Source organism: Clostridium sp. CM042, assembly GCF_055080995.1.
Genome location: NZ_CM143646.1, coordinates 1,209,769 through 1,234,127, shown reverse-complemented (window position 1 = coordinate 1,234,127; position 24,359 = coordinate 1,209,769). Strand labels below are relative to the sequence as shown.

The 24,359-nt window shown below is 34.7% G+C and carries 21 protein-coding genes and 3 pseudogenes; 17 read left to right on the top strand and 7 right to left on the bottom strand.

Annotated features, from left to right (window positions below; genetic code table 11):
- Positions 1-198 precede the first annotated feature (198 nt).
- Complete coding sequence (locus tag ACWJJ7_RS05790; RefSeq protein ID WP_462964351.1) at positions 199-537, top strand: hypothetical protein; 339 nt, start codon at positions 199-201, stop codon at positions 535-537.
- Between the two features lie 519 nt (positions 538-1,056).
- Entirely contained in the window at positions 1,057-1,335 is a 279-nt protein-coding gene (locus ACWJJ7_RS05785) for a hypothetical protein (RefSeq protein ID WP_462964350.1), read from the top strand.
- Positions 1,336-1,577: 242 nt separating this feature from the next.
- Here ACWJJ7_RS05785 and ACWJJ7_RS05780 read toward each other — a convergent pair whose 3' ends face one another.
- Positions 1,578-2,639, bottom strand: coding sequence for an IS30 family transposase (locus tag ACWJJ7_RS05780; protein WP_462963737.1), 1,062 nt, complete (start codon positions 2,637-2,639; stop codon positions 1,578-1,580).
- A 513-nt stretch (positions 2,640-3,152) separates the two neighbouring features.
- Here ACWJJ7_RS05780 and ltrA point away from each other — a divergent pair.
- Positions 3,153-4,520: pseudogene (gene ltrA, locus ACWJJ7_RS05775) on the top strand (group II intron reverse transcriptase/maturase).
- Positions 4,521-4,680: 160 nt separating this feature from the next.
- On the opposite strand, the pseudogene ACWJJ7_RS05770 reads toward ltrA, so the two are convergent.
- The 3 genes and pseudogenes from ACWJJ7_RS05770 to ACWJJ7_RS05760 form a co-directional block, all read right to left on the bottom strand.
- Positions 4,681-4,947, bottom strand: a pseudogene (locus ACWJJ7_RS05770) (transposase); the annotation flags it as partial.
- Positions 4,948-4,978: 31 nt separating this feature from the next.
- Positions 4,979-5,170, bottom strand: coding sequence for a helix-turn-helix domain-containing protein (locus tag ACWJJ7_RS05765; RefSeq protein ID WP_462964349.1), 192 nt, complete (start codon positions 5,168-5,170; stop codon positions 4,979-4,981).
- Between the two features lie 228 nt (positions 5,171-5,398).
- A complete protein-coding gene (locus ACWJJ7_RS05760; RefSeq protein WP_462964348.1) occupies positions 5,399-5,887 on the bottom strand; it encodes a spore coat protein in 489 nt (162 codons plus the stop codon).
- Positions 5,888-6,183: 296 nt separating this feature from the next.
- Here ACWJJ7_RS05760 and ACWJJ7_RS05755 point away from each other — a divergent pair, with 296 nt between their 5' ends.
- On the top strand, positions 6,184-6,324 hold the full coding sequence (locus ACWJJ7_RS05755; RefSeq protein WP_462964347.1) for a hypothetical protein: 141 nt from the start codon (positions 6,184-6,186) through the stop codon (positions 6,322-6,324).
- 57 nt (positions 6,325-6,381) lie between these two features.
- Here ACWJJ7_RS05755 and ACWJJ7_RS05750 read toward each other — a convergent pair whose 3' ends face one another.
- Both ACWJJ7_RS05750 and ku read right to left on the bottom strand, forming a co-directional pair.
- Positions 6,382-7,284, bottom strand: coding sequence for an ATP-dependent DNA ligase (locus ACWJJ7_RS05750; RefSeq protein WP_462964346.1), 903 nt, complete (start codon positions 7,282-7,284; stop codon positions 6,382-6,384).
- Between the two features lie 32 nt (positions 7,285-7,316).
- A complete protein-coding gene (gene ku, locus ACWJJ7_RS05745; protein ID WP_462964345.1) occupies positions 7,317-8,135 on the bottom strand; it encodes a non-homologous end joining protein Ku in 819 nt (272 codons plus the stop codon).
- A 325-nt stretch (positions 8,136-8,460) separates the two neighbouring features.
- On the opposite strand from ku, the gene ACWJJ7_RS05740 reads away from it, so the two are divergent.
- The 8 genes from ACWJJ7_RS05740 to ACWJJ7_RS05705 all read left to right on the top strand — a co-directional run bounded on the left by ACWJJ7_RS05740 (position 8,461) and on the right by ACWJJ7_RS05705 (position 17,849).
- Complete coding sequence (locus ACWJJ7_RS05740; RefSeq protein WP_462964344.1) at positions 8,461-9,108, top strand: TetR/AcrR family transcriptional regulator; 648 nt, start codon at positions 8,461-8,463, stop codon at positions 9,106-9,108.
- Positions 9,101-10,411: an MFS transporter gene (locus tag ACWJJ7_RS05735; RefSeq protein ID WP_462964343.1), complete on the top strand. Its 1,311-nt coding sequence runs from the start codon at positions 9,101-9,103 to the stop codon at positions 10,409-10,411. The genes ACWJJ7_RS05740 and ACWJJ7_RS05735 overlap by 8 nt, the downstream gene beginning before the upstream one ends.
- Positions 10,386-12,704: an ABC transporter permease gene (locus tag ACWJJ7_RS05730; protein WP_462964342.1), complete on the top strand. Its 2,319-nt coding sequence runs from the start codon at positions 10,386-10,388 to the stop codon at positions 12,702-12,704. Before ACWJJ7_RS05735 ends, ACWJJ7_RS05730 begins: the two co-directional genes overlap by 26 nt.
- A gap of 3 nt (positions 12,705-12,707) precedes the next feature.
- Positions 12,708-13,466, top strand: a complete 759-nt coding sequence (locus tag ACWJJ7_RS05725; RefSeq protein ID WP_462964341.1) for an ABC transporter ATP-binding protein — start codon at positions 12,708-12,710, stop codon at positions 13,464-13,466.
- Between the two features lie 362 nt (positions 13,467-13,828).
- Positions 13,829-15,184: a hypothetical protein gene (locus tag ACWJJ7_RS05720; RefSeq protein ID WP_462964340.1), complete on the top strand. Its 1,356-nt coding sequence runs from the start codon at positions 13,829-13,831 to the stop codon at positions 15,182-15,184.
- Positions 15,185-15,512: 328 nt separating this feature from the next.
- Positions 15,513-16,676 (top strand): M20 family metallopeptidase, encoded by a 1,164-nt coding sequence (locus tag ACWJJ7_RS05715; RefSeq protein WP_462964339.1) that lies wholly within the window; start codon positions 15,513-15,515, stop codon positions 16,674-16,676.
- Between the two features lie 33 nt (positions 16,677-16,709).
- Entirely contained in the window at positions 16,710-17,357 is a 648-nt protein-coding gene (locus ACWJJ7_RS05710; protein WP_462964338.1) for a nucleoside recognition domain-containing protein, read from the top strand.
- Entirely contained in the window at positions 17,358-17,849 is a 492-nt protein-coding gene (locus ACWJJ7_RS05705; protein ID WP_462964337.1) for a nucleoside recognition domain-containing protein, read from the top strand.
- A gap of 319 nt (positions 17,850-18,168) precedes the next feature.
- Here ACWJJ7_RS05705 and ACWJJ7_RS05700 read toward each other — a convergent pair.
- A pseudogene (locus ACWJJ7_RS05700) lies at positions 18,169-18,675 on the bottom strand (flavin reductase).
- 221 nt (positions 18,676-18,896) lie between these two features.
- Here ACWJJ7_RS05700 and ACWJJ7_RS05695 point away from each other — a divergent pair.
- The 5 genes from ACWJJ7_RS05695 to ACWJJ7_RS05675 all read left to right on the top strand — a co-directional run bounded on the left by ACWJJ7_RS05695 (position 18,897) and on the right by ACWJJ7_RS05675 (position 24,301).
- Positions 18,897-19,631, top strand: coding sequence for a Fic family protein (locus tag ACWJJ7_RS05695; protein WP_462964336.1), 735 nt, complete (start codon positions 18,897-18,899; stop codon positions 19,629-19,631).
- Between the two features lie 150 nt (positions 19,632-19,781).
- Positions 19,782-20,456 (top strand): response regulator transcription factor, encoded by a 675-nt coding sequence (locus ACWJJ7_RS05690; protein ID WP_462964335.1) that lies wholly within the window; start codon positions 19,782-19,784, stop codon positions 20,454-20,456.
- Positions 20,457-20,602: 146 nt separating this feature from the next.
- Complete coding sequence (locus ACWJJ7_RS05685; RefSeq protein WP_462964334.1) at positions 20,603-21,472, top strand: sensor histidine kinase; 870 nt, start codon at positions 20,603-20,605, stop codon at positions 21,470-21,472.
- Positions 21,473-21,630: 158 nt separating this feature from the next.
- A complete protein-coding gene (locus ACWJJ7_RS05680; RefSeq protein ID WP_462964333.1) occupies positions 21,631-22,404 on the top strand; it encodes an ABC transporter ATP-binding protein in 774 nt (257 codons plus the stop codon).
- Complete coding sequence (locus ACWJJ7_RS05675; RefSeq protein WP_462964332.1) at positions 22,391-24,301, top strand: FtsX-like permease family protein; 1,911 nt, start codon at positions 22,391-22,393, stop codon at positions 24,299-24,301. Before ACWJJ7_RS05680 ends, ACWJJ7_RS05675 begins: the two co-directional genes overlap by 14 nt.
- The last annotated feature ends 58 nt before the right edge of the window (positions 24,302-24,359 follow it).

Sequence of the window (24,359 nt, the reverse complement as noted above, 5' to 3'; positions counted from 1 at the left end):
TACTTGGCCGGGTAAAAAAACAAAGAAAGGAGGGCTTTAAAAAGATGAAGCAACTTGCATTGTGTGATATTTCATATAAAAAAGAAGTTACAGAAGAATTATGTAAAGAAGAAGAATTTAATCATATTTTTGAAAACTATTATAAAAGGGTATAAGAATTGAGGTGCAAATATATTGAAAAAAATATCAGTATTTTTATTGTCATTAGTATTGATGGTTGGTTTTACCTTAACTACAATCAGTCCCACAAAAGTTAAAGCAGCTACGATTCATGGTGGATATGTATCATCAAAATACATATCACTTAACCTATTGGATTTTTTTTCACCGTTTGGAGTTTCGAGTGGTAAAGTAAAATTAGATGCTTCTATTAATACTCTTAATGTAATGGATTCTACATTAGCATCTGCGAATATAATAGACTCATTGCCAGATGGCTATACCGTTACAGCTTTTTCAGATAGAGGTTTTTTTTCACCACCTATTATTGGAGGTTCAGTTATCCCTGAGTCTTTTCACATTACTTATTCCAAATAGGATTTTAGTGTCAAGCATTTTTGAAAATGTCCCGAAATAAGTGAACAATCCGAACTAAAAATTTGATAGTTCACAGTAACATACCCCATAGTTATACTATGGTTAAGGATTTTAATACAAGACAACCGATATTTGTATAAATTTAATTTTATTATGGGTATTTTTGCCCATCCCCCCGGAAAGGGGGAATAGGCAAATCACTAATTCGATATTCTCTGAAATATAGCTATTCTCAAACTAATTGCCTATATTTATATTTCAAAACATGTACTATCAATTTGACATATGTCAGAAATAAATAAGATGTACTTATGACACACAAAAACAACGAATAAGGACTATTTCACAAAGTACACTTTGTGAAATAGTCCTTATTCCCCCTTTTGGATGGGTTGGGCAAAAATATTCATTATACATAATTACTGGAATCTTAATCCATAAATTATGTATAATAAGAATATATGGTATTAAACAATCGTTTTAAACTGTAAGCCGTAAATTGAATATATAGGAGGTACAATGGGAAAAGTGAGAGGTAGATGGAGTCAAAAACAAACAGATGAAAAAGTGCTGTCTGTACTTAGTAGTATTTGTTCTATAAGCATAATAATATTTGTATGTATGCAGATTTTAGGTGTTTGGAAAATTGGAACAAATGTATTTGAGCCATTGTTGGGTGTGTCAATGTTAATTCAATCCATTCAGAATTGGAAGAAAAATAAAGAGGTTGCTAAAGTTAGTTTATTTGCTGCGATACTTGCTTTTGGGGTTTCAATTTTTAAATTTGTAATAAGATAAAATCAAATTTTTAAAATGGATTGGATTAGCAATTTTAAACTATTACGATTTAGAAGTAAAGTGGACACGTTGATTTGTCCACTTTTATACGTTCCATTATCGGGTACAGCCGACATACGTGGTGCGTCCCGACAGGGCGTATATTCTAGCAGGTGGGAATCCTGTCAAGGTAAGATTTAGCAAATCGCTTTGTATGTAGATTGCAATATAAAATGTCCGAAATTTTCAAGAAAAATATAATGTTAAGTTATAATGGTTTTCTGTTCCATCATATTAGCAGATAGACCGTTAAAAATCCTTCTTGGATAATTGTTGATCCAGTGCTGTATTTGCATAATTTGTTTTTTAGAGAATGCTGAAATATCCACACCTTTTGGGATAAATCGTCGTATCATTTTATTGATATTCTCGTTTGTGCCTCGTTCCCATGAACTATATGGATGGGCATAATATACTTTAGTTCTCTTTCGTTTATTCCTTACTGAGGTCTCAATACCCTCGAAATCAAGGTTCTCACAGCCGTTATCACAGGTGATTGTTTTAAATGTTTTTGAGAATGCCATTCCCATTTTACGCTCCAATTTGTCCAATTCCTTCACAACAGCGACCTGTGATTTAGAAGGTATTTTAAAGATTAACTCCTTGCGAGTTACTCTTTCGCTTAACACCATTAATACAGTCTTTGTACCCTGCTTTCCTACTACGGTGTCCATTTCCCAGTGCCCTATCTCATCACGTGCAGCTACCGCTGTAGGTCTTTCTGATATGCTTGTCCCTTTGGTATTGTTATACGCCGGCCTTATTTTTTTATAGTTTCTCTTTTTGGCATTCTTTTTAACAGGCAGATCTTTGTTACTTATGTTTAAGAATAAATTATTATCCAAATAGTTATACACAGTTTTGAAGCAAATAGTTGTTTCGAATTGTAGATCTTTATTTATTATATTTTGAATAGCTGCATACGGAGATTCGCCATATTTACCAATGGCTTTTTCTAAGTACTTCACCAATTTGTGATCTTTCCCTATTTTCAATGCAGGCCCTTTTGCTGTGCCTTGTCTGTCATGTTCTGACTGCCCAATTTCTGCGCTATATTCCATTCGAGTGGTTAAATCACTATTCAATAATTCTACTATTCCTTTAGCAATTTCACGCCTTATTGTACGCTCTGAACGTCCACCTATTTGCTCCGCAATACAGCTTGAATTTAGCCCCATTTTGTATAATGTCTCTATCTTTATACGATCCTCATATGTTAGGTGTTTACCTTTTTTGTTTTCTGTGATAAAATTTAATTGACTCATTTGAAATCCTCCTGTACTTGTGTTGGTTTAGTCACTTAACATTGTACAAGATTTTTTCTCTTGAGTCTTTATTTTTTGTTCTATGGTCATTTCATTTTACAACTTACCGCAAATCGCTTTGTATCGAGTCTTAGAGATGTTGCGGTAACGTAACATTTTAAGCGTAGACAGAAAGTTAGCGAGGTAGAATTGACTGGGTGGTAACCCAGCAGTGAATGGTATTGAGCTTCGAAAATCGGTAGACGATGTGGCAGAAACGTTCATGTACGTGGAAAGCAACATTTATTTGTGCGTTAAAGCGAGTGCAAATAAACGCATCCGTAGTCAGAGACCCTACCTAGCTAAACATTGAGAATATACGGAAACTCGGGGAGATCCTACTTGGTCTTTTCAAAATGAAAAGTATGCAGTACAAACTGAAGAAGTAAGGAACGCAAATGCCAGTAGGAAGTCGGATACTTTCATAGTACTAGGGATAACGGGTAATTCCGGAGGAAGGAAGGAAAGTAACATATGAAACTGCTTAAAAGAGAAACACTGCCCAGGCTTAGAACTGGAATAACAGTGAGAACAAAACTTGTAAGCATAGCACAAGTAGCTCGCAGAAATAAAGAAGCAAAATTCTGTTCATTGGCTTATTTAATGAACAAGAATACTTTAACAGAATCATTCAATAGACTGAATGGCTCGGCCTCTGCGGGTATAGATAAGGAAACTAAAGAAAGTTATAGGAAAAACCTAGATGAAAATTTGAATAACTTAGTAATCAAATTAAAGAAAGGTTCTTTCAGACCTCAACCAGTAAAACGTTTATATATCACAAAAGTAGGTAGTAATAAAATGAGACCGCTTGGTATACCTATACTAGAAGATAAAATAGTACAAGGTGCTTTAGTTATTATTTTACAGAGCATTTACGAAGAGGACTTTCTACCAATATCATTTGGTTTCAGACCAGAGAAAAGTTGTCATGATGCACTAAAGAATTTAAGTGATAATATAATGACAAAGAAAGTTAACTACGTAGTAGATGCTGATATAAGTGGTATCTTTGACCATGTTAACCATGAATGGATGATGAAATTTATCAAACTTAGAATAAGTGATAGTAAAATACTTGCTTTGATTAAAAGATTTTTAAAAGCAGGTACAATGGAAAAGGGTAACTTTAAAGAAACAACAAAAGGTGTTCCTCAAGGCGGTAGCTTGTCCCCACTTTTGGAAAATATATACTAGCATTACACTCTTGACTTGTGGTTCACAAAAGTAGTAGCTAAACATTGTAAAGGTGAATGTTACATAACAAGATATGCGGATGATAGTGTAACCTGTTTTCAATATGAAAATGATGCAAAAAGATATAATGAAGCACTGAAAAGTAGACTAGCAAAATTCGGATTAAGTATAGCAGAAGAAAAGACTAAAACTATAGAATTTGGACGCTATGCTAAAGAACGATTAAACCGAAAAGGAAGAAAGAAACCGGAAACCTTTGATTTTCTTGGATTTACACACTATTGCAGTAAAAGTAGAAATGGAATCTTTAAATTAAAATGGAAAACAGCATCAAAGAAATTTCATGCTAAAGTAAATGATTTTAATAAGTGGATAAAAGAAAATCGTAATCTACCACTAGGTTTAATATGGAAAAAGGTGAATCTAAAACTAAGAGGTCATTATAATTATTACGGCGTTAGTGATAACTGGTACAATCTAGTAAAATATAAAAGGCAAATTGTAAAAAGTATGCTCTATTGGCTTCAAAAGAGAAGTCAGCGAACTAGCTTAAACTGGGATAAAATGAGTAAACTTTTAAAACATTATCCTTTAGAAAATCCTAAACCAAAATCTTTAGTTAATCTAAATCCTGCTTATGTGTAAAGAGGTTCATATGGGGAGCCGGATGCCTAAATTGGGCACGTCCGGTTCTGAAAGGGGCGGTATCTGTGAAGATTACCGTCTACTTACCTGAAAATGGGCCACATGCTGGAATAAATGAACTGCTCCCTGTCAAGTAGACAGTGGAAATAATAAAATTTACTTAAACGGCTAAAGCCCTAAATTCCGAAGGGCTAAGGCCGTTTAATCTTTTTTGCAATCTCTTGGTATTGTAAAAAATGATATACTCATCAATTGCATTAGAGATTTCCTCGTATGTATTATATTTGTGCAAGTAGTACTTTTCACACTTAAGAATTTCCCAAAAGCCTTCCATTGGTCCATTGTCGATACATTTGCCTACTCGCGACATGCTTCGCGTCATTCCTGCAGCATCCAATTTCCTCTTAAATCCATGGGAAGTATACTGCTAACTCATTTAGCTCCTTTGAATATCTCTTTCATGTTCTTGATTTTCTTAATCCATCTAATCCATCTAATCCATATTTACTATAGTTGTATTTCCATTTATAAAAAGCATCCTTACTAATTTTATACATGGTGGCAATTTCTAGTATCGTTCCAATTCCATTATCATATGACCTTAATATTTCATACTTTTTTTCTGCTGTATATTTAGATATTCTAGACACAAAAATGCTCCCCTTTTAAGTAACAGATTTTAATTTTTTAATCTGTCCACTTTAAGGGGAGCATATCAATAGTTCCATGATGTGGCTCATTTTTACATGTATGTCGGCTGTACCCGTATAGGCACCAGTTTAGTGTGATACGCCTTTTTTATTATTGGCTGCATATGATAATTATCATATGCAAGTTACTTTAACCCTGGTGACATACGGTATGTATACTCATTAAGGTTATTGAACATTATACATTCCTTTGCTTTCCATATATTGAAATATAGCTTCTCCGTGCTTTTGTTCTTCCTTTTGTATATGATTTAATACATCACGAACTCTAGTGTCTCTAAACTCAAAAATTGTAGTATCGTAAGCTCCGGAAACATATTTTTCTGTCATTAATAAATCTGTACACATATTAGCATCTGATAAATTAACTCCACTAGGTTGTGTATTATTCATATTGGTGGTCGAGCCTTGATATCCCATAGTTTGCCCTGAACTTTGATTTTGCTGCTGGTTCATTTGAGGAATTTTACCGCTTAACAATTGATTAATGCTATCAAGATGTGTTCTTTCTACTTGCCCATTAGCATTAAATATTTGTTTCAATTGGTTGTCTTTAGTTTGATTTGCATAATTTGTATACTTTTCTATACAAATTTGTTCGTGGCTTTTTTGATCCTCTAGTAACATCCTTTCTTTTTGTGATAACGTTATTTCCATAATATACACCTCCAATCTTATTTTGTGTCGATTTTATTATTTTATACATATATGTCACAAAATATAAAATCCATAGCTTTGTAACATCTTGCATAAACAAATGGTATAATATTCTTAGAGATTAGTGGCAGAAGAGTGCTAATCACATTAATTTAATTTTTACTTAAATAAAATAGAAAGAAGTGTCCTATTTAACTAAGATACTTCTTTATTATAATGCACACTTCCTATAAACTTTTATTGTTGAAATAAAAAATAAGGGAGTGTTATTATTTATGTAAGAATTAAGAGAAAGAATGAAAATGGATATGGAACTAAGGGGATATAGCCCAGTGACCATAAAAAACCATATTAATTACGTTAGTAACTTTGCTAAATTCTACAACAAAAATGACGGTCTACTCCGCAGGATTAAGAGAAAGAAATATATTTGTTAGGGGTATAGTATTAAAACCAGTTTAAACAAAAATAATCCCATAATATTATTTATGGGATTATTTTACGATACAATCTTTAGGTGCTTTATCATCCCTCAGGCCTTTAAATACAGGTTGACGTAAGGAGCCATTTGCTGTTTTCATCATATATTTTACGATGCATACAAGGCTAGGATCTATCCATATCGCATTATCATTTCCAGAAGGCAAATCATTAAAGGGTTGTGTACTTATTCTTTGAGTTGATTTTATTAATTGAAAATCTTCTGTGGATATTCCCAGTGTAACATGTCCTTTGTATACCAATTCTTTGCCTAAATATTGACCAAGAACAATGCTGATGACACCGTTATCCTTAAAAATATATCCACACACAACGAAATCATCATCCAGGAGGTTTTTAATTTTAATCCAGTCTTTGGTGCGTTTGTCTAAGTAATACTTGCTCTCTTTTCTCTTGGCCACTATGCCTTCCAATTGGTTTTGCTTAGCGAGCTGATAAAATTCAATTCCTCTATCCTCGATATACCGAGAAATAGCTATACGCTCATTCTCTTTAATAACTTTTTGAAGCAATATTTTACGCTGCATCAATGGCAAATCCATAACTTGGTGATCATCATAGTAGAGAATATCAAATGCGGTAAAGCTGGCCGGTAATTTAGATGATGCAAGTTGAATTTTGAAAGTATTTGACATCAGTGACCGTCGTTGAATCTCAAAAAAATCTGGTTTGCCATCCTTAATAACGATCAACTCACCATCTAAAATGCAACGACGTTTGGCTTGCTTGTGTATGTTTGATAGTTCTGGTACTTTTACAAGCATCTTCATATCTCTTTTGTTGCGCAGTTCTGTGGTATCTTTATCCAAATAGGCGATACATCGTTCGCCATCTAGCTTTAACTCATAGATATAATCAGGACTGTCAAATGATTCTTGCATCTCACCAATAAGCATAGGCTTAATCTTTTTACTCTCAAATAGATCCATTATGCGCCTTTTGGTGTAGTTTTACGTTTTACATTAGCCTTAGGATTTGGAGTTGCTTTAACTTTATTTTGTTCAATGCTCGCCTTTAATGCATCCATAAGATTAATTATATTGGTTGGAGCCTCAGACTTAGGGGTAACAATTTCTTGACCGGATATTTTTGTTTCGAGTAGCTCACGTAACTTTAGCTGATACTCATCCTTATATTCAGCTGGATTAAAAGGAGTAACCATGGAGTTAATGAGTGCATTCGCCATTGTAAGCTCAGCCTCAGTCAATTCTGGTTTATTATAGGATTTGGGAAGGTCTTTAATTTCATCTTCATAGTACATCTTTGAAATTAATATCCCATCCTCTCGTGGGATTATAGCAAGTAAAGTCTCTCTTGTACCCATGACAGTTTTGCCAATTGCAATCTTTTGCTCGGACATAAGGGCTGCACGCAGAAGCTCAAAAGCTTTATCACCACCAGCTTCAGGGATGGCTTGATATGTTTTATCATAAAAAATGGGGGATATTTGATTTAGTTGTGCAAAGTGCAGTATCTGTATGGATTTTTCTTTTTCAGTCTTGATTTTTTCAAGATCATCATCTGTTACAACAACATAATGATCTTTATCGTATTCATACCCTTTAATAAGATCTTTTGTTATAACCTCCTCGCCGCAATGACCGCAAGTCTTCTTGTATTTTATTCTAGAATTATCCTCTTTGTGGAGTTGGTTAAAATGTATGTCATTATCTTGAGTAGCAGTATACATAGATATTGGTATAGCAACTAGGCCGAATGAAATAACTGTTTTATGGGCTATAGCCATTTTTAACACCTCACTTTTTTAATAGTATAACCATAACATAATCTATTTACTATTGTTTTAATCAAAATTCAGATTCTAAATTAATATGTAAGGGCCGCAATAAATTGAAATTCTTAAAAAATAAAAGTATTTTAACAAATATTGACTATAATGGTCATTTCCTCTTTCCAGTCAATCTGTGCCTGAAGCCCGGGGGGACGTTTCAAAAAGTACCATGGCTTTTTTCAGTTTTTGAAGAAATTTAGCACGCCCTCTTGACAACTCAAAACAAATATGACATTATATTACTAGACAGACAGTCGGTCAATTATAAGGAGATGTAAAAATGAGGATAGTAAAAGAAGCTGAAGAACGCAGGAACGAAATACTCGACGCGGCGGATGAGCTTTTCGGTCAGAAGGGCTTTGACGGCACAAGTACAAACGATATTATCGAAAAAGTCGGAATTGCACGGGGAACGCTGTATTATCACTTCAAGTCGAAGGAGGATATTTTGGACGCGCTTATTGAGCGGTATAATGTCCGTATTTTAGGCGCGGCGCAGGAAAATGCCGCAGAGAAGAGCATACCCGTAAACGAGCGCATTATCCGCGTTGTAATGGCACTGAACATAAGTGGCGGAAGCGGCAAGGCAATTATAGAGCAAATTCACAAGCCGCAGAACGCGCTTATGCATCAGAAAATACAAAAGGTCATATTAAGCGGCGTTACGCCGATACTGACGGGAATAATCCGCGACGGCATTGAGCAGGGAGTGTTTAACACGCCGTTCCCGTATGAATGCATGGAAATGGTTTTGGCATATACGAATACTGTTTTTGATGATGATATGGTTAAAATGACGAACGAGGAGCGCGCTTCACGCATACAGGCGTTTGTTTTCAACGTTGAAAGGCTGCTCGGCGCCGAAAGCGGAAGTTTTATGAACGTTATGCAGATGTTTGGCAGCGGAAATGGAGGCAGCAATGAATAATTCGGGAAAATCCTTCAGAAAATTTCTTCTTCTGTGGTCGGGAGAGCTTATTTCAGCGATAGGAAGCGGGCTTACGGCGTTTGGGCTTGGGGTTTATGTTTTTGAGCAGACGGGAAAGGCATCGTTAATGGCACTTGTAATGTTGCTTGCGTTTATGCCGTCGATTCTTTTAAGTCCCGTGGCGGGAGTGCTTGCGGACCGCTATGACCGCAGGCTTCTAATGGTGCTGGGCGATAGTCTTTCCGGGGTGGGACTTGTATTCATTCTAATTTGTATGCTTCGCGGAGAAGTACAGCTATGGCAGATTTGCATGGGAGTTACAATAAGCTCGGTGTTTTCATCGCTGCTTGAACCCGCATATAAAGCTACGGTTACGGATTTGCTTACCGAGGAGCAGTATACAAAGGCAAGCGGTCTTGTTCAGGTGGCAGGCTCGGCAAAATATCTGATTTCGCCCGTAATTGCGGGATTTCTGCTCCACGTTTCGGATATAAAGCTGCTGCTTGTAATCGACATCTGCACATTTTTAGTAGCCGTTGCATCAACTTTTGCTGTACGCAGCGGTCTTGCTTCAAAGAAATGCGAACAGGCAAAATCGTTTATCGGCGAATTCAAAGACGGCTGGGGTGCCGTTTCTGAAAACAGGGGCGTGCTTGTTCTTGTTATAATGACATCGGTTATGACATTTTTCCTCGGCTTCATACAAACACTTTCCATGCCGATGATACTTGCTTTTTCGGACAGCTCCGTAGCAGGAACGAGTGAAACAATTGTCGCTTCGGGAATGCTTGTTTCAAGTGTAGTTATAGGAATGATGACCATAAAAAAAGGCTATGTGAAAATGCTTTCGGGTTCGTGGTTTTGTGCTGGAATATTTATGGCGGCGTTCGGACTGCGCGAAAATATTGTGCTTATGTGCGTTTCGGGATTTCTGTTTTTTGCAATGCTCCCATTTGCAAACACAAGTCTAGATTTTCTTATCCGCACCAATATTGAAAATTCCGTTCAGGGCAGAGCGTGGGGACTTATCGGTGTAATTTCTCAGCTTGGATTTGTTGCCTCGTATGCGCTTTCGGGCGTGCTTGCGGATTATGTGTTCACTCCTTTGCTGCTTGACGGCGGAGTGCTTGCTGACAGTGTGGGAAAGATCATCGGCACGGGCAGCGGCAGAGGAACGGGATTTCTCATTTTAATCGCGGGAGTGCTGTTATGTGTGACTTCGGTAATTCTGTGTAACATAAAATCTGTTAAAAAGCTTGAAACCAGAGGTGACTTATATGTATTCCAGAATAATCCGCAATGACATTTTAAAGAGCAAGGCGATAACGCTGACAACAATGATATTTGTCGCTGCCGCGGCTATGCTTGTTTCTCTCTCAGTAGTGCTTGTCGTAAATTTATCCGGTGCGATAGATACGTTAATGACGCAAGCAAAAACCCCGCATTTTATGCAGATGCACTCGGGGGAAATTGATACTGCGCAGCTTACGGCTTTCGCGGAGCAGAACGACAATGTCGATGAATTTCAGGTGCTTGAATTTCTCAATGTGGACGGTGCGCGGATTGTAATTGACGGAACCTCGCTTACGGACAATGTTCAGGATAACGGTTTCTGCATGCAGAGCAAAAAATTCGATTATCTTCTTGACATTGACGGAAACGTTATAAATGTATCCGATGGGGAGATTTATGTTCCGATATGCTATATGAAGGACGGCACCGCAAAGGTCGGTGACAAGGCTGTGATATGCGGAAAGAAATTCACCGTTGCGGGATTTCTCCGCGATTCACAGATGAATTCGTTGCTCGCATCGTCAAAGAGGTTTCTTGTAAGCGAAAATGATTACGCGGAAATAAAAAGCCTCGGAAGTACGGAGTATCTGATTGAGTTCAGATTAAAGGAGTTGTCTGCGCTTGGCGCATTTGAAACCGCCTACACCTCCGCGGGACTTGAAGCAAACGGACCGACGATTACATATCCGCTTTTCAAATTGCTTAACGCAATTTCCGACGGGCTTATGATTGCGGTTATACTTCTTGTAAGCGCGCTCGTCGTTGCAATCGCATTTATGTGCATACGCTTTACGCTTCTTGCGAAAATCGAGGACGACTACCGCGAAATAGGTGTTATGAAAGCAATAGGGCTGCGCGTTTCCGACATAAAGAAAATATACCTTGCAAAATACGCGGCGATTGCGGCGGCGGGCTGTATTCTCGGATTTGCACTTTCGTTTGTGTTCAGAGGCATGCTTCTTGAAAATATACGGCTTTATATGGGTGAAAGCGAAAATTCTTCTTTTGCCTTGCTTTTCGGGATAATTGGCGTACTGCTTGTGTTCCTTGCGATTATAGCTTATGTGAAGGTTGTGCTGAAGCGCTTTCGGAAAATATCCGCCGCGGAGGCTATCCGCTTCGGAACATCACAGGAAAAATACTCCAGATCAAAGCATTTCTGCCTGAGCAAAAACAGACTACTTGATACGAATATTTTTCTCGGCGTCAAAGATGTTCTTGCAAGGAAAAGGCTTTACGCCACAATGCTTGCGGTGCTTGTGATTTCGGCGTTTATCATAATTGTTCCGCTGAATTTATACAACACAATTTCCTCAAAAGGCTTCATCACATATATGGGAATAGGAAAATGTGATATGCGCATCGACATTCAGCAGACCGACAATATTTCCGAAAAATCAGCGGAAATTGCAAAGGTGATGGAGAGCGACAGATCCATATCCAAATATGTCGTGCTTGCGACCAAAACATTCAAAGCAAAGAATGATAACGGCTCGGAGGAACGTATAAAAATTGAGCTAGGCGAGCATTCGGTATTCCCCGTAAAATATTCCAAGGGCAGAACACCCACCGCAGAAGACGAAATTGCGATTTCGGCGATGAACGCCGATGAGCTGGGCAAAAAGGTCGGAGATGTCATGACGCTGGTGATTGAGGGGAATGAGAAAAATCTCACGGTATGCGGAATTTATTCCGACATCACTAACGGCGGCAAAACCGCAAAGGCTGTTTTCACCGACAATTCGGCGGACATTATGTGGTGCGTTATCTGCGCGGAGCTTTCGGATAATTCTCTTGTCGGCTTAAAGGTTTCGGAATATGCGGACAAGTTTGATTTTGCAAAGATTTCGGGAATTAATGAATATATTACACAGACATTCGGCCCGACAATAAGCTCCGTCGGAAAGGCCGCCTGTGCCTCAATTGCCGTTGCGCTGATTATAACGGTACTGGTTACACTGTTGTTTATGAAAATGCTTGTCGCAAAGGACAGATATTCCATTGCCGTAATGAAAGCCTTCGGTTTTACAAGCTCGGATATTACGGTGCAGTATGTTTCGCGTTCGGTATTCGTTCTGATTGCCTCAATTGTTCTCGGCACACTTCTGGCAAACACTCTCGGAGAGGCACTTGCGGGCAAGGTTATTTCCTTGTTTGGAGCGTCATCGTTTAAGTTTGCGATCAATCCGCTTTCTGCGTATCTGCTTTGTCCGCTGATGATGGTATGCTCGGCATTTATCGCAACAATTATCGGCACATCGGGCGCAGGACAAATAAAAATATCTGAAAATATAAAGGAGTAGATTATGAAGAAGATTATTATCGGTGAAAATATAGTAAAATCTTTCGGCGAGGGCAATGAAAAGCGCAATGTTCTCGACGGAGTGTCCGTTGAAATAAAGGAGGGCGAGTTCGTTTCGGTTATGGGACCTTCGGGCTCAGGAAAATCGACGCTGATGTTTGCGCTAAGCGGAATGGATGGCGTTGAGGCTGGAAAGGTTGATTTTGACGGCAGGGATTTATCGGCACTCAGGGAAAATGAGCTTGCAGACATACTTAGAACAAAAATGGGATTTGTTTTTCAGCAGCCGACTTTGCTGAAAAATCTGAATATCCTCGACAACATCATTCTTCCGTCAATGCGCGGCAACAGAAAAAACGCTGCAAAAATTTTGAAGAAGGCAGGAGCACTTATGAAAAGGACAGGTATTGCGGATCTTGAAAAGCGCAACATTACACAGGTTTCGGGAGGTCAGCTTCAGCGTGCGGGAATATGCCGCGCGCTTATGAACAGCCCGAAAATCATCTTCGGCGACGAGCCTACGGGCGCGCTTAACTCAAAATCCGCGCAGGAGATTATGAACATCTTTTCCGAAATTAACGCGGACGGTACTGCGGTTATGCTTGTAACTCACGATGCAAAGGTTGCGGCGCGGACGGAGCGTATTATGTTTATGCACGACGGAAAAATCGTGAGCGAGCTGAAGCTTGGGAAGTTTGACGGGACGGATATTGATGGCAGGGTCGAAGAAGTAACGGTGAAAATGAGGGAAATAGGAATATGATTTGTTATTTCACCGTCACAATTTTTACTGATGATGTTACTACCAGATGGAGCAAGTAATGAGGGGTGTATCCTCTTGCGGTTCATTCGAATTTCTTGATTCAAAAGGCACATATGTATTCCACGTGAACCCTTAACATAACCACGAAATTTGTATGCTTCTAAAATCAGTTCAAAATCTATTTTGTTTTCTTCTTCCTTATCCTTTCTTGTATCTATATTGTTTTGCCAGTTTAAAAATTTGCCAACCTAAACTTGACACAAATTATTTTTATAGAACCTTTACGTATATTAGGTCTGTGATATACAATATAGAAAAGAGATTGTATATTTAAAAATACATCAAGTAAGGAGGGAAATATATTGAAGCGCAATGTAGCTTGTATAGTTCCTGGTTTTATTGATGATAAAATCAGGACTTCATTGAAACAACTTCATTCAGAATTTGAACTTAAAATCTTCTTTTATAAAGATCTAGATGAATTTTTAGATCTTTATAAAAGAAAATATATGTTTTTAGATGGCATTATATTAAGTGGAATTGTTCCTTATACTACCTTAATGAGAGAGGTTGGGGAAATAAAAATCCCCATAACCTATTTAAAGGTTGATGAAAGAGATTTTTATAAACAGTTGTTCAAAATATTAATAGAGAATAAAAATATCGATATGTCCAGAATATTTATTGATTTTCTTAGAGAGAATAATGATTATTATGGGATATATAAATTAATTAGTGATAGAAATAGTAATCCATATACCACTAGTGATTTTGATTTTTATAGTTATTTAGACCATGAGGACTATGAAGGCTATCATAGTAAATGTAAAGAAATGCATATAAAGTTATGGGAAGAAAATAAAATAGATATTTCCATTTCAAGAGATATTTATACAATTGAAGAACTTAAAAAAAGGGGGCATAAGTGCTATTATATAGTGCCATCAACAGAATCCATAATAAATACTTATAATGAATTAATTATGCGAATTGATATGTTAAGGTATGACAATAATAAACCTGCAATCTGTTATATAACATTAAAAAAATCTGAGTATCAAACAGAGGATTTTTTTAATATGATTGAATATAAACAGGCTAAGTTGTACAATACTGTGTTAAATATTTTATATAAAATCCAGGAACACTATATACCAGCACAACAAGATGGATTGAAGCTGGAATTATTTGCTTCTAAAGGAGAATTAATAGATTTAACTAACGATTTTAGGTCATGTCCAATTATTTATTCTGTTAATAACACTGTTTCTGATAAAATTAATGTAGGCTGGGGAATAGGTAATACTATTAAAGAAGCTAAAATAAATGCCCAAAGAGCAAATAAAGAATGTGGGAATTTAAGCGAAAGTTGTACATTTATAATAACAGAAGATGAAAAAACCATTGGACCTATTGTAAAAGAAACTTTCACTGATTACGATGTTGGTGATAATTCAATTGTTAATGAGATGAGTCATAGGTTATCATTATCAACTGCTAACATAAAAAGGATTAATTCTATAATTAAAAAGCTTGGTACAAATGAGTTATCTTCAGAAGTGCTATCTAAGGAAATGGGAATAACTATACGAAGCGTTAATAGGATATTAAATAAGCTTAAAGATGGAGGAGTTGCTTTTCTTGTTAATAAAGGTAATGATAAGGAGAGGGGAAGGCCAAGGAAGATATATAAAATTGATTTTAGTGCTATTAAATAATTCTATTTATAAGTAATGAAATAAGTTAGTGGGAATAATATGAGAATAAATAGAAAAGATTTGTTATTATATTGTATCAATTGCTTAAGAACCTGTATTGCTATGTTATTAAATGCAATACAGGTTTTCTTTTACCAAGTTAAAAATTGGAATGGAGAATAATACAAGATATACCCTTCAGAACCACCTTTCATCTAATTGGTAATTTAAAAAAAATTAAAATTCTGAATATTGACAATCTACAATAAGCAGAATATAATGAATATAAAGACATGTCTCTAATTATTTTGTGAATATTTTCTAAATTTATAAAGGAGATGATATGTAAATGGAACATAAGAAAGAAAAAGCATATGCGTTTATCGATGAAAAAAAATATGAAATATTAGAATTGTGGGAAGATCTAGTGAATACTGAAAGTGGCTCTGGCTATAAAGAAGGAGTTGACACAGTAGCTGAAAAACTTAGAGAAGTTTTAATTGAGGAAGGAGTAGATACTAGGATCCATTCTTTTGAGACTTCTGGAAATATGGTTATTGGAAACTTAGGACAGGAAAGAAATACGAATGGAATTATCTTTTTAGGCCATATGGACACTGTTTTTCCATTAGGTACAGTTGCTAAAAGACCTTTTAAAATAGAGGATGGCAAAGCCTATGGTCCTGGAGTTCTTGATATGAAGGGTGGATTAGTTACACTAATCTATGCTATTAAAGCCTTAAATCATATTGGTTATACAGAAAGACCTATCAAAGTCATTTTAGCTGGCGACGAAGAAAATGGACACTTAAACTCTAATGCTATCGAAATAATAACAAATGAATCAAAGGGTTTTGCAGCCACCTTTTGTTTCGAAACTGGATACACAGATGATGGAATCGTAGTTGGTAGAAAAGGAAGTGCTGACTTCGAGCTAGAAGTTAAAGGAATTGCCGCCCATGCTGGAAATTCACCAGAAAAAGGAAGAAGTGCTATACTAGAACTTTCTCACAAAATTATTGATGTACAAGCATTAAATAACTTTGAAGAAGGTACAACTTTCAATGTAGGTACTGTTGCTGGTGGTACAGTTTCAAATGCAATTCCAGACAATGCTAAAGCAGTTATAGACGTTAGATTTTTAACTAAAGACAAACTTGAAATAATAAATAAGCAATTAAAAGACATAGCCGCAAGAACTTATGTTGAAGGTACAACTACATCATTGACTGCAGTCGGAGTGGGCTTTATACCAATGGAGACTACAGAGGGAGTAATGAAGCTTTTCCAACTAGTAAAAGATACTTCATTAGAACTTGGATTAAAAGAGCCTTATCCTAAAAAAGTGGGCGGAGGATCTGATGCATCTTTTACCATAGGTGCGGGGGTTCCTACTATATGCGCAGTTGGAGTTAAAGGTTTATGGAACCACAGTCCTCAAGAATATGCTGTAGTAGATTCTTTATTTGAAAGAGTAAAGTTAATAGTTGCTTCTGTTTTGAATTTAAATTAAATTAAAAATTTATTTTATAATGAGGTGAAGTTTATGAAATATAAAAACCATAAAGTAAGCATAAAAGGTTGGCTTGCACTAACTTTTATGATAGTAACTTTGTCAGGTGTTTTCGAACACTCCAATACATTTTTAAGAGCATTTGATTTTCAAACTTTAGTGGGAAACTTTGGTGTTATCGCTGGCGGTGTTAATTTTCATGGAACTGGTGGAGTTGGAGCTAGAGAGGGTTTTATATATGCTTTAACACTTCTTCCAACAACTATGCTAGCTTTAGGGCTTGTTAATGTATGCGAATCATTGGGCGCATTAACAGCTGCTGAAAAATTATTCATGCCTATACTTAAACCTTTGATGGGTATTCCAGGTATTACTGGAATAGCTTTCACTAGTAGCTTTACAAGCTCAGATGTTGCTTCCGTATTGACCAGAGAACTTTACGAAAAGGAATTAATAACTGATGATGAAAGAACTATCTTTGTAGCTTATCAATATGCAGGCTCTGCTGCAATAACAAACACTATATCTGCTGGAGCACCATTAATGGCAATAACACTTCTTCCTATTGGTGCGATACTAGGCTTGGTGATATTAGTTAAAATAATAGGAGCTAACATAGTAAGATTTATAATAAATAGAAAAAATACAAAAAAAATAAACCTGCCTGTGGAGGTGAAATAGATGCCAGAAGTAGATGGTGAAGTTAAAAAAACTAATATTGTAGAAGATTTTATGAAGGGAGCAAAAGAAGGATTTTACATTGCTGTAGAATTGATTGCTCCAGCAATGGTAATGGCTTATGTTTTAATACAATTTCTCAATATTACAGGACTTTTAGACATTATAGGTAAAGCAGTAGGACCGGTGATGGCAGTATTTGGACTTCCGGGTCAAGCGATTGTTGTATTAATAGCCGCATTCTTTGCTAAAGCAGGAGGAGGGGCTGCTGCCGCTATGTTATACTCTCAAGGAGTTATAACCGCCGCACAAGCTACTATATTGTTTCCAGCTTGTATAGTGATGGGAACTCTTCTTGGACACTATGTAAGAATAGTTATTGTTGCTAATACAAATAAGAAATGGCATCGTCTTTTAATTGCAATCCCTTTAATCGATGCGGCTATAGTTATGTTTTTAACTAGAATTATATTGGTATTTGCCGGAAAAATGTAATCTTCATATTACATTTAAGACTATGATAACAAGTTGATTTAAAGTTAAAATCGCATGAAAAATGATATTGTGAATATAGAGTCTTAAATTAGATGAAGATGTCAGGGAAACCCTCAAAAAAATGGCCGCTTCTCATATTATTATTCTATAAGAAGTTTGATATGCTAATATCTCCTTTGTTGAAGAGTCCTTAATTGTTACCCATCCTTATTTAAAATATACCAAAAAACAACTATAGACAGGACACTTTTTTTTCAAAGTGTCCTGTCTATAGTTGCATTATAATTTGTAAGCAGTTTTTTTTATACAGAAGAAAAGGTTAGGCTTTTACGAGCACTTTTGTAATTTCAGAGATGTACATTGTATGATAATCCTTGTTTGGATACCATTTTGTATCATTATCTTGGGACTCGAAATTTTCAGGCGGCATGGTATCATGATATACCTTTCTACAAACCATTATCATGCTTGCTTCTTCAAAGGATGCGGTACCATCAACAAAATAAGGAGTGAGTCCAGCTTCTTTTACCTTATCTGTGTCTCTTCCTGAAATGCTACCACATATATTTAGGGCTTTCCTATACGTTTCATCAAAAAAAGCAATCGTAAACATGTCATTAGCATCGACAAATTATTTCGTATATCTCTGAGGCCTTATGTATGTTGTAACAACATTCATTCCCCAATACACACCAACTCCACCCCAACTGGCAGTCATTGTATTAAATTTTTCCTTATTTCCTGCTGTAATTAGCATCCATTCTTTCCCGATTTTTGTGAAAGGGTTGAACTGTAATTCCTCGACTTTAATTTCTTTAAACATAATTGTCCTCCTGTAAATTTTTTTATAGATTATAACAAATAATTAACTTATGCATTATATAACCATATTAACATATACAAACATGCAGACCAACTCCTAAAACCTTTATTATACAATTTATATATAATTATGGTGATTGCTTGAATAATTATAGTGGTATATCGTATAATTGAACAAGTGGTAAAGGTGGGAAGCGATATACTATACGAATAGGAGTGAAAATTATGTTTGAAATCATAGATAGTAAAAAGGAATCACTAGATGGAAAGAGACCCTTAGGTAGAATTGCTGCAGAAAATTTAAAAAAATATTTTGATGTGGAACTAACATATAACTCTAATGCAATAGAAGGAAATACTCTGACAATAACTGAAACTAAAGTAATCTTGGAGGATGGCTTAACTATAGGAAGAGGTAAGAGCTTAAAAGAACATTTAGAAGTAATTAACCACAAGGAAGCAATTGATTATGTGGAAGATATTGTAAGTAAAGATACAGATATATCAGAAAGAGTTATTAAAGACTTACATTATTTAATATTGAAAAGTATAGATAATAAGTATGCTGGAGAATATAGACAAAACAATGTAATTATCAGTGGTAGCAGGCATATACCTGTAGAGCATTTTTTAGTGAAAGAGAAAATGACAGAACTAATAGAGTGGTATAACTGCAGCAAGAATAAAAAACATCCAATAGAATTGGCAGCAGAGTTCCACTTTAGGTATGTGTATATTCATCCTTTTACTGATGGGAATGGAAGAACCGCAAGGCTTCTTATGAATCTTATATTAATGAGAAATGGATACCCTATAACAGTGATAAGGACTGAAAATAGAGAGGAATATATGAAAGTATTAGAATTGGCTAGTTTAGAGGGGAAGTTAGAGGGATTTATAAAAATCATTTCAGAAGCTGTAGATAGAAGCTTGGATACATATCTATATATAACAAAATAATTTAGGAATAAAAAGCCATGGTTACTTCTGTTTTATGAAGTACTCATGGTTATTTTAATTTAGATTTAATTTCATCTATAGAATATGATATATTATAGGTGGATTATAGGAGTATGAACGATAATATGTAAAATCACTAAGGGGGATATTATGTATAAAATATTGGTAATTGAAGATGAAGAGAAAATTAGAGATATAATAAAAGAATCCCTTTGTAAATGGGGTTTTGAAGCCTATGCAGTTAGTAACTTCAATAATGTATTTGAAGAATTTGTACAGATAAAGCCTCAACTTGTACTAATGGATGTAAATCTGCCTGCTTTTGATGGTTTTTATTGGTGTAATAAGATTAGAAGTGTTTCTAAGGTGCCAGTAATTTTTTTATCTTCAAGAAGTACAAATATGGATGTTATTATGGCAGTGAATATGGGCGCGGATGATTACATCACAAAACCTTTTTCTCTGGATATACTTATGGCAAAAATAAATGCAATTTTACGTAGAACCTATTCTTATGGAGATACAAGTTTGGATACCATTGATTATAAGGGAGTTGTGCTATCACTAAGGGATAACACCCTTTATTATGACGAAAAATCAATTGAACTAACTAAAAATGAATTTAAAATACTATACATATTAATGAAAAAACATGAAAACATAGTAAGCCGCGAGGATATAATGCAGGAGCTTTGGCAGGATGAAAACTTCATCGACGACAATACACTAACAGTTAATATAAACAGACTGAGGAAAAAGCTAAAGGGAATTGGCCTTATAGATTTTATTAAAACCATTATAAATCAAGGATATGTTATTAAATGAGCTTTATTAAATATTTAAAGGAAAATCTTAGGCTCTTAGTATTTTACTTTCTTCTCATGGCTTTTATTTTATTAACTATATGTTTTGACAGAAAAAATCGCGTACTTACTTCTAATGTTCTTTATATTATATTTGTTTCTTTTTTCATGTTAATAATTTATATTAGTATAGATTATTATGCAAAGGCTCAACAAATTAAAAAGCTGTTATTCGTTAGAGATTCAGAAGATAAAACTCCTATTTTACCGGGTCCAATAGATTATAAAGATGAAATATATGCTCAAATAATTCAGATGCTTTATGAAGATTTTCTGAAAGTTACAAGAGGCACGGAAACAGATTTCAAAGAAAATGCAGAGTTTATGACTGCTTGGGTTCATGAAATTAAAACGCCAATTACTACATCAAAGCTATTGCTTGAGAGTACAGGCGTTGCCTCTTCATCCTTAAAAGAAGAACTTGAAAAGATTGAGGATTATGTTGAAAAGGTACTTTATTATTCAAGAAGTAATAATTTTTCTGAGGATTATATTCTTTCAGAAGTGAATATTAACAAATTAATTAAAGAAAGTATTAAAAAACATTCAATTATATTTATAAAAAAACATATTAAATTAATAAATAAAGTCCCTGAAAACCTTATTATAGATACCGATAAAAAGTGGTTGCTCTTCATAATTGATCAGCTCGCTACAAACTCATTAAAATATACCAGCAATGGTGGAAGCATAATATTTAAACATATTAAAGTTGAAAAAGAAGTTTTATTAATAGTAGAAGATACTGGAATAGGCATTAAAAGTGAAGATATAAATAGAATGTTTAAAAAGTCCTTTACAGGTTTTAACGGAAGACGTGAAAACTTAAAAGCCAGTGGAATGGGACTGTATCTTTCACAAAAGATTGCTAAAAAACTTGGTCACTATATTACCCTAGAGTCAGAATATGGTAAAGGCACAAAAGTAATTATTCATTTCCTAGAATGGGATAATTATTATGATGTTACAAAAATGTAAGGTGAAAGAGCAAAATGTAAGCCGAATCAATGGCGGTATATTTTGCTTTTTTGTATACTAAGAGTGTAAAACATATTCAAAATAATTAATATAAACGACTTTCAGAAGTCGTTTATGTTATAGCTTCGCAGAAGATAATTTAACGGGGGGTATTTATAATGACAGAAGTATTAAAGATAGAAAATCTAAGAAAAGTTTACGGATCAAAATTTGGTGGTGTAAAATATACAGCACTTGATAATATAAATTTAAAAGTAGAAAATGGTGAATTTGTAGCAATAATGGGACCATCTGGTTCAGGAAAAACAACCTTTCTAAATGTAATATCAACTATTGATAAACCAACTTCAGGAAGTGTAATAATTCATGGTGATGACATAACCAAGCTAAAGGAGCCTAATTTGTCTAAATTTAGGAGGGAAAAACTCGGATTTATTTTCCAGGATTTTAATTTGCTTGATACTATGACTCTAAAGGAAAACATTGTACTGCCATTGGCTCTTTCGAAAACTCCTTATAATAATATAAAGATAAAGTTACAAGAAATAAGTATTAAACTTGGCATTAATGATATATTAAGCAAATATCCTTATGAGGTATCAGGAGGACAAAAACAAAGAGCGGCTGCTGCAAGAGCAATGATTACTGAGCCTTCTCTAGTGCTTGCAGATGAACCTACAGGTGCTTTAGATTCCAAATCTTCCAAAGAATTGCTAGGCTTACTTGAGAATTTAAATAATAAAAATAAAGCTACAATCCTTATGGTTACTCATGATGCCTTTGCAGCATCCTATTGTAAGAGAATTATCTTTATTAAAGATGGTAAACTATTTAATGAAATTTATAAAGGGGATAAATCAAGAAAGGATTTCTATCAAAATATATTAAAGATTCTATCAGTCATAGGAGGTGCCACAGATGACCTTAATTAGAATGGCTGTAAACAATATAAAGAAAAACTTTAAAAATTACTGGGCATTTTTTCTAAGTTCCACATTCAGTGTTTTTGCATTATATCTTTTTATGTCTATTGTAAATAATAAAGATGTAAAAATCCAACTAGGAAATATGAAAAGCTTTATGACTTTATTTGTCATAGGTTCCTATATGATTGCAGCCTTTTCTGCATTTTTTATGTGGTATTCTAATACTTTCATTATAAAATCAAGGAAGAAAGAATTTGCAACATATATGTTGCTAGGTATGTCTAAAAAACAGACCGCAACATTGAACTTTATAGAAAATTTGATAACTATAGCTTTCGCATTTTGCAGCGGGATTGCTTTAGGTCTGATTTTCAATAAATTTTTTATAATGTTATTATATGTAATGATAAGAGCTACAGGTGATGTGTCTTTTCAGATTAGTTTAGAAGCTTTAAAAGTTTGTGCTATAGTATTTGGAGCTATGTTTATAATAATTAGTATTCACAGTTCTTTGCTTATATACAGGGATAACCTTATAGATCTTTTTAATTCATCAAAAAAAGCTGAAAAAGGTTTAAAAGTATCATTTTTAACATTGATAATAGGGATTCTTTCTATAGTTTTCTTAGGCTACGGATATTATATGGCTATTAGAAAGATTGCCGCTAATATTCTTATGGCTCCCATAGTAGTATTGTTAGTTGTTATAGGCACTATATTATTTTTTACAAGCTTTACTTCTTTAATTATATACATTAGTAAAAAGAATGAAAAAAGTCTTTTTAAAGGAACAAAGCTTATACACATTTCACAACTTTACTATAGATATAAAGGTAATGTAGGTACCATAAGTGTGATAGCGGTTACAACTACCGTAGCTCTTTGTGCTATGATGGTCTGCTTTGGACTTTTTAATAAAACGGAAGAAAACTCAAGAAATATGAGACCATTTTCTATAGAGTACATAAATGGTACTAATAACACAGATACAATATTTGAGGATACTATTAAAAATCATAAAGAGATTTCAGTTGTATATAAGGACACTATGGAGTTTCTTCGGGTGAAAACTAAAGATCCGCTGTTTGGTACTTATGGTACATTTTTAGTTTTAAATGAAAGTAAATTTAATGAAATTAATAGTCATGAAAAAGCAGGTACAAAAATAAATTTAAAAAATGATAGGGATTGCTATTTCTTTCAATTAACCGGCTTTGCTACAGATAAAAGTGTAATTGGTAAAGATGTTAAATTAGCGGTGGGAGGTAGTGACTATAATCTAAAAATAACTGATACTGATATGAAATACGTTATATCATTAGAGCACGCTAAACAAATTTTTGTTGTGAAGGATAGTGTATACTCTAAAATTAAAAGTACGATTTCTAAAGAGAATACCTGTAAAGTAACGGGTTATACACTTAATAATGATTTCCTTTCACAAAATTTTATTGTGGATTTGAAAAATAAAATGCCTTCTGAAAATAATCTTTTAACATTCTATGAACATTTCACGGATGGGCTGAAATTAATGGGTATGATGGCCTTTATCGGGTTATTCATTGGATTACTATTTCTTACAGCTACGGGGAGCATTATATATTTTAAAATGTCCATGGAAGCTGCGGAGGATAAAAACAAATTTGTAATTCTTAGAAAAATAGGGGTTAGTAAAGCTGAAATAAAAAAGGCTGTTTCAAAGGAACTTATGATTTTATTTGGAGCACCCTTCATTGTGGCAACACTAAATACTTTTGTAGCATCAATTACACTTGGGAAAATGCTGGGATTTAATATTACTAAAGAATTCATTATTATAATTTTGGTTTATGCCGTGCTTTATAGTATATATTATTTAATAACTTTAAGGTCCTATATTAAAACCGTAAGTGGCTCATATTAATATGGAATGTTAAAATATAAGGACATGGTCAAAGCCTCTAAATAGAGGGATGAACATG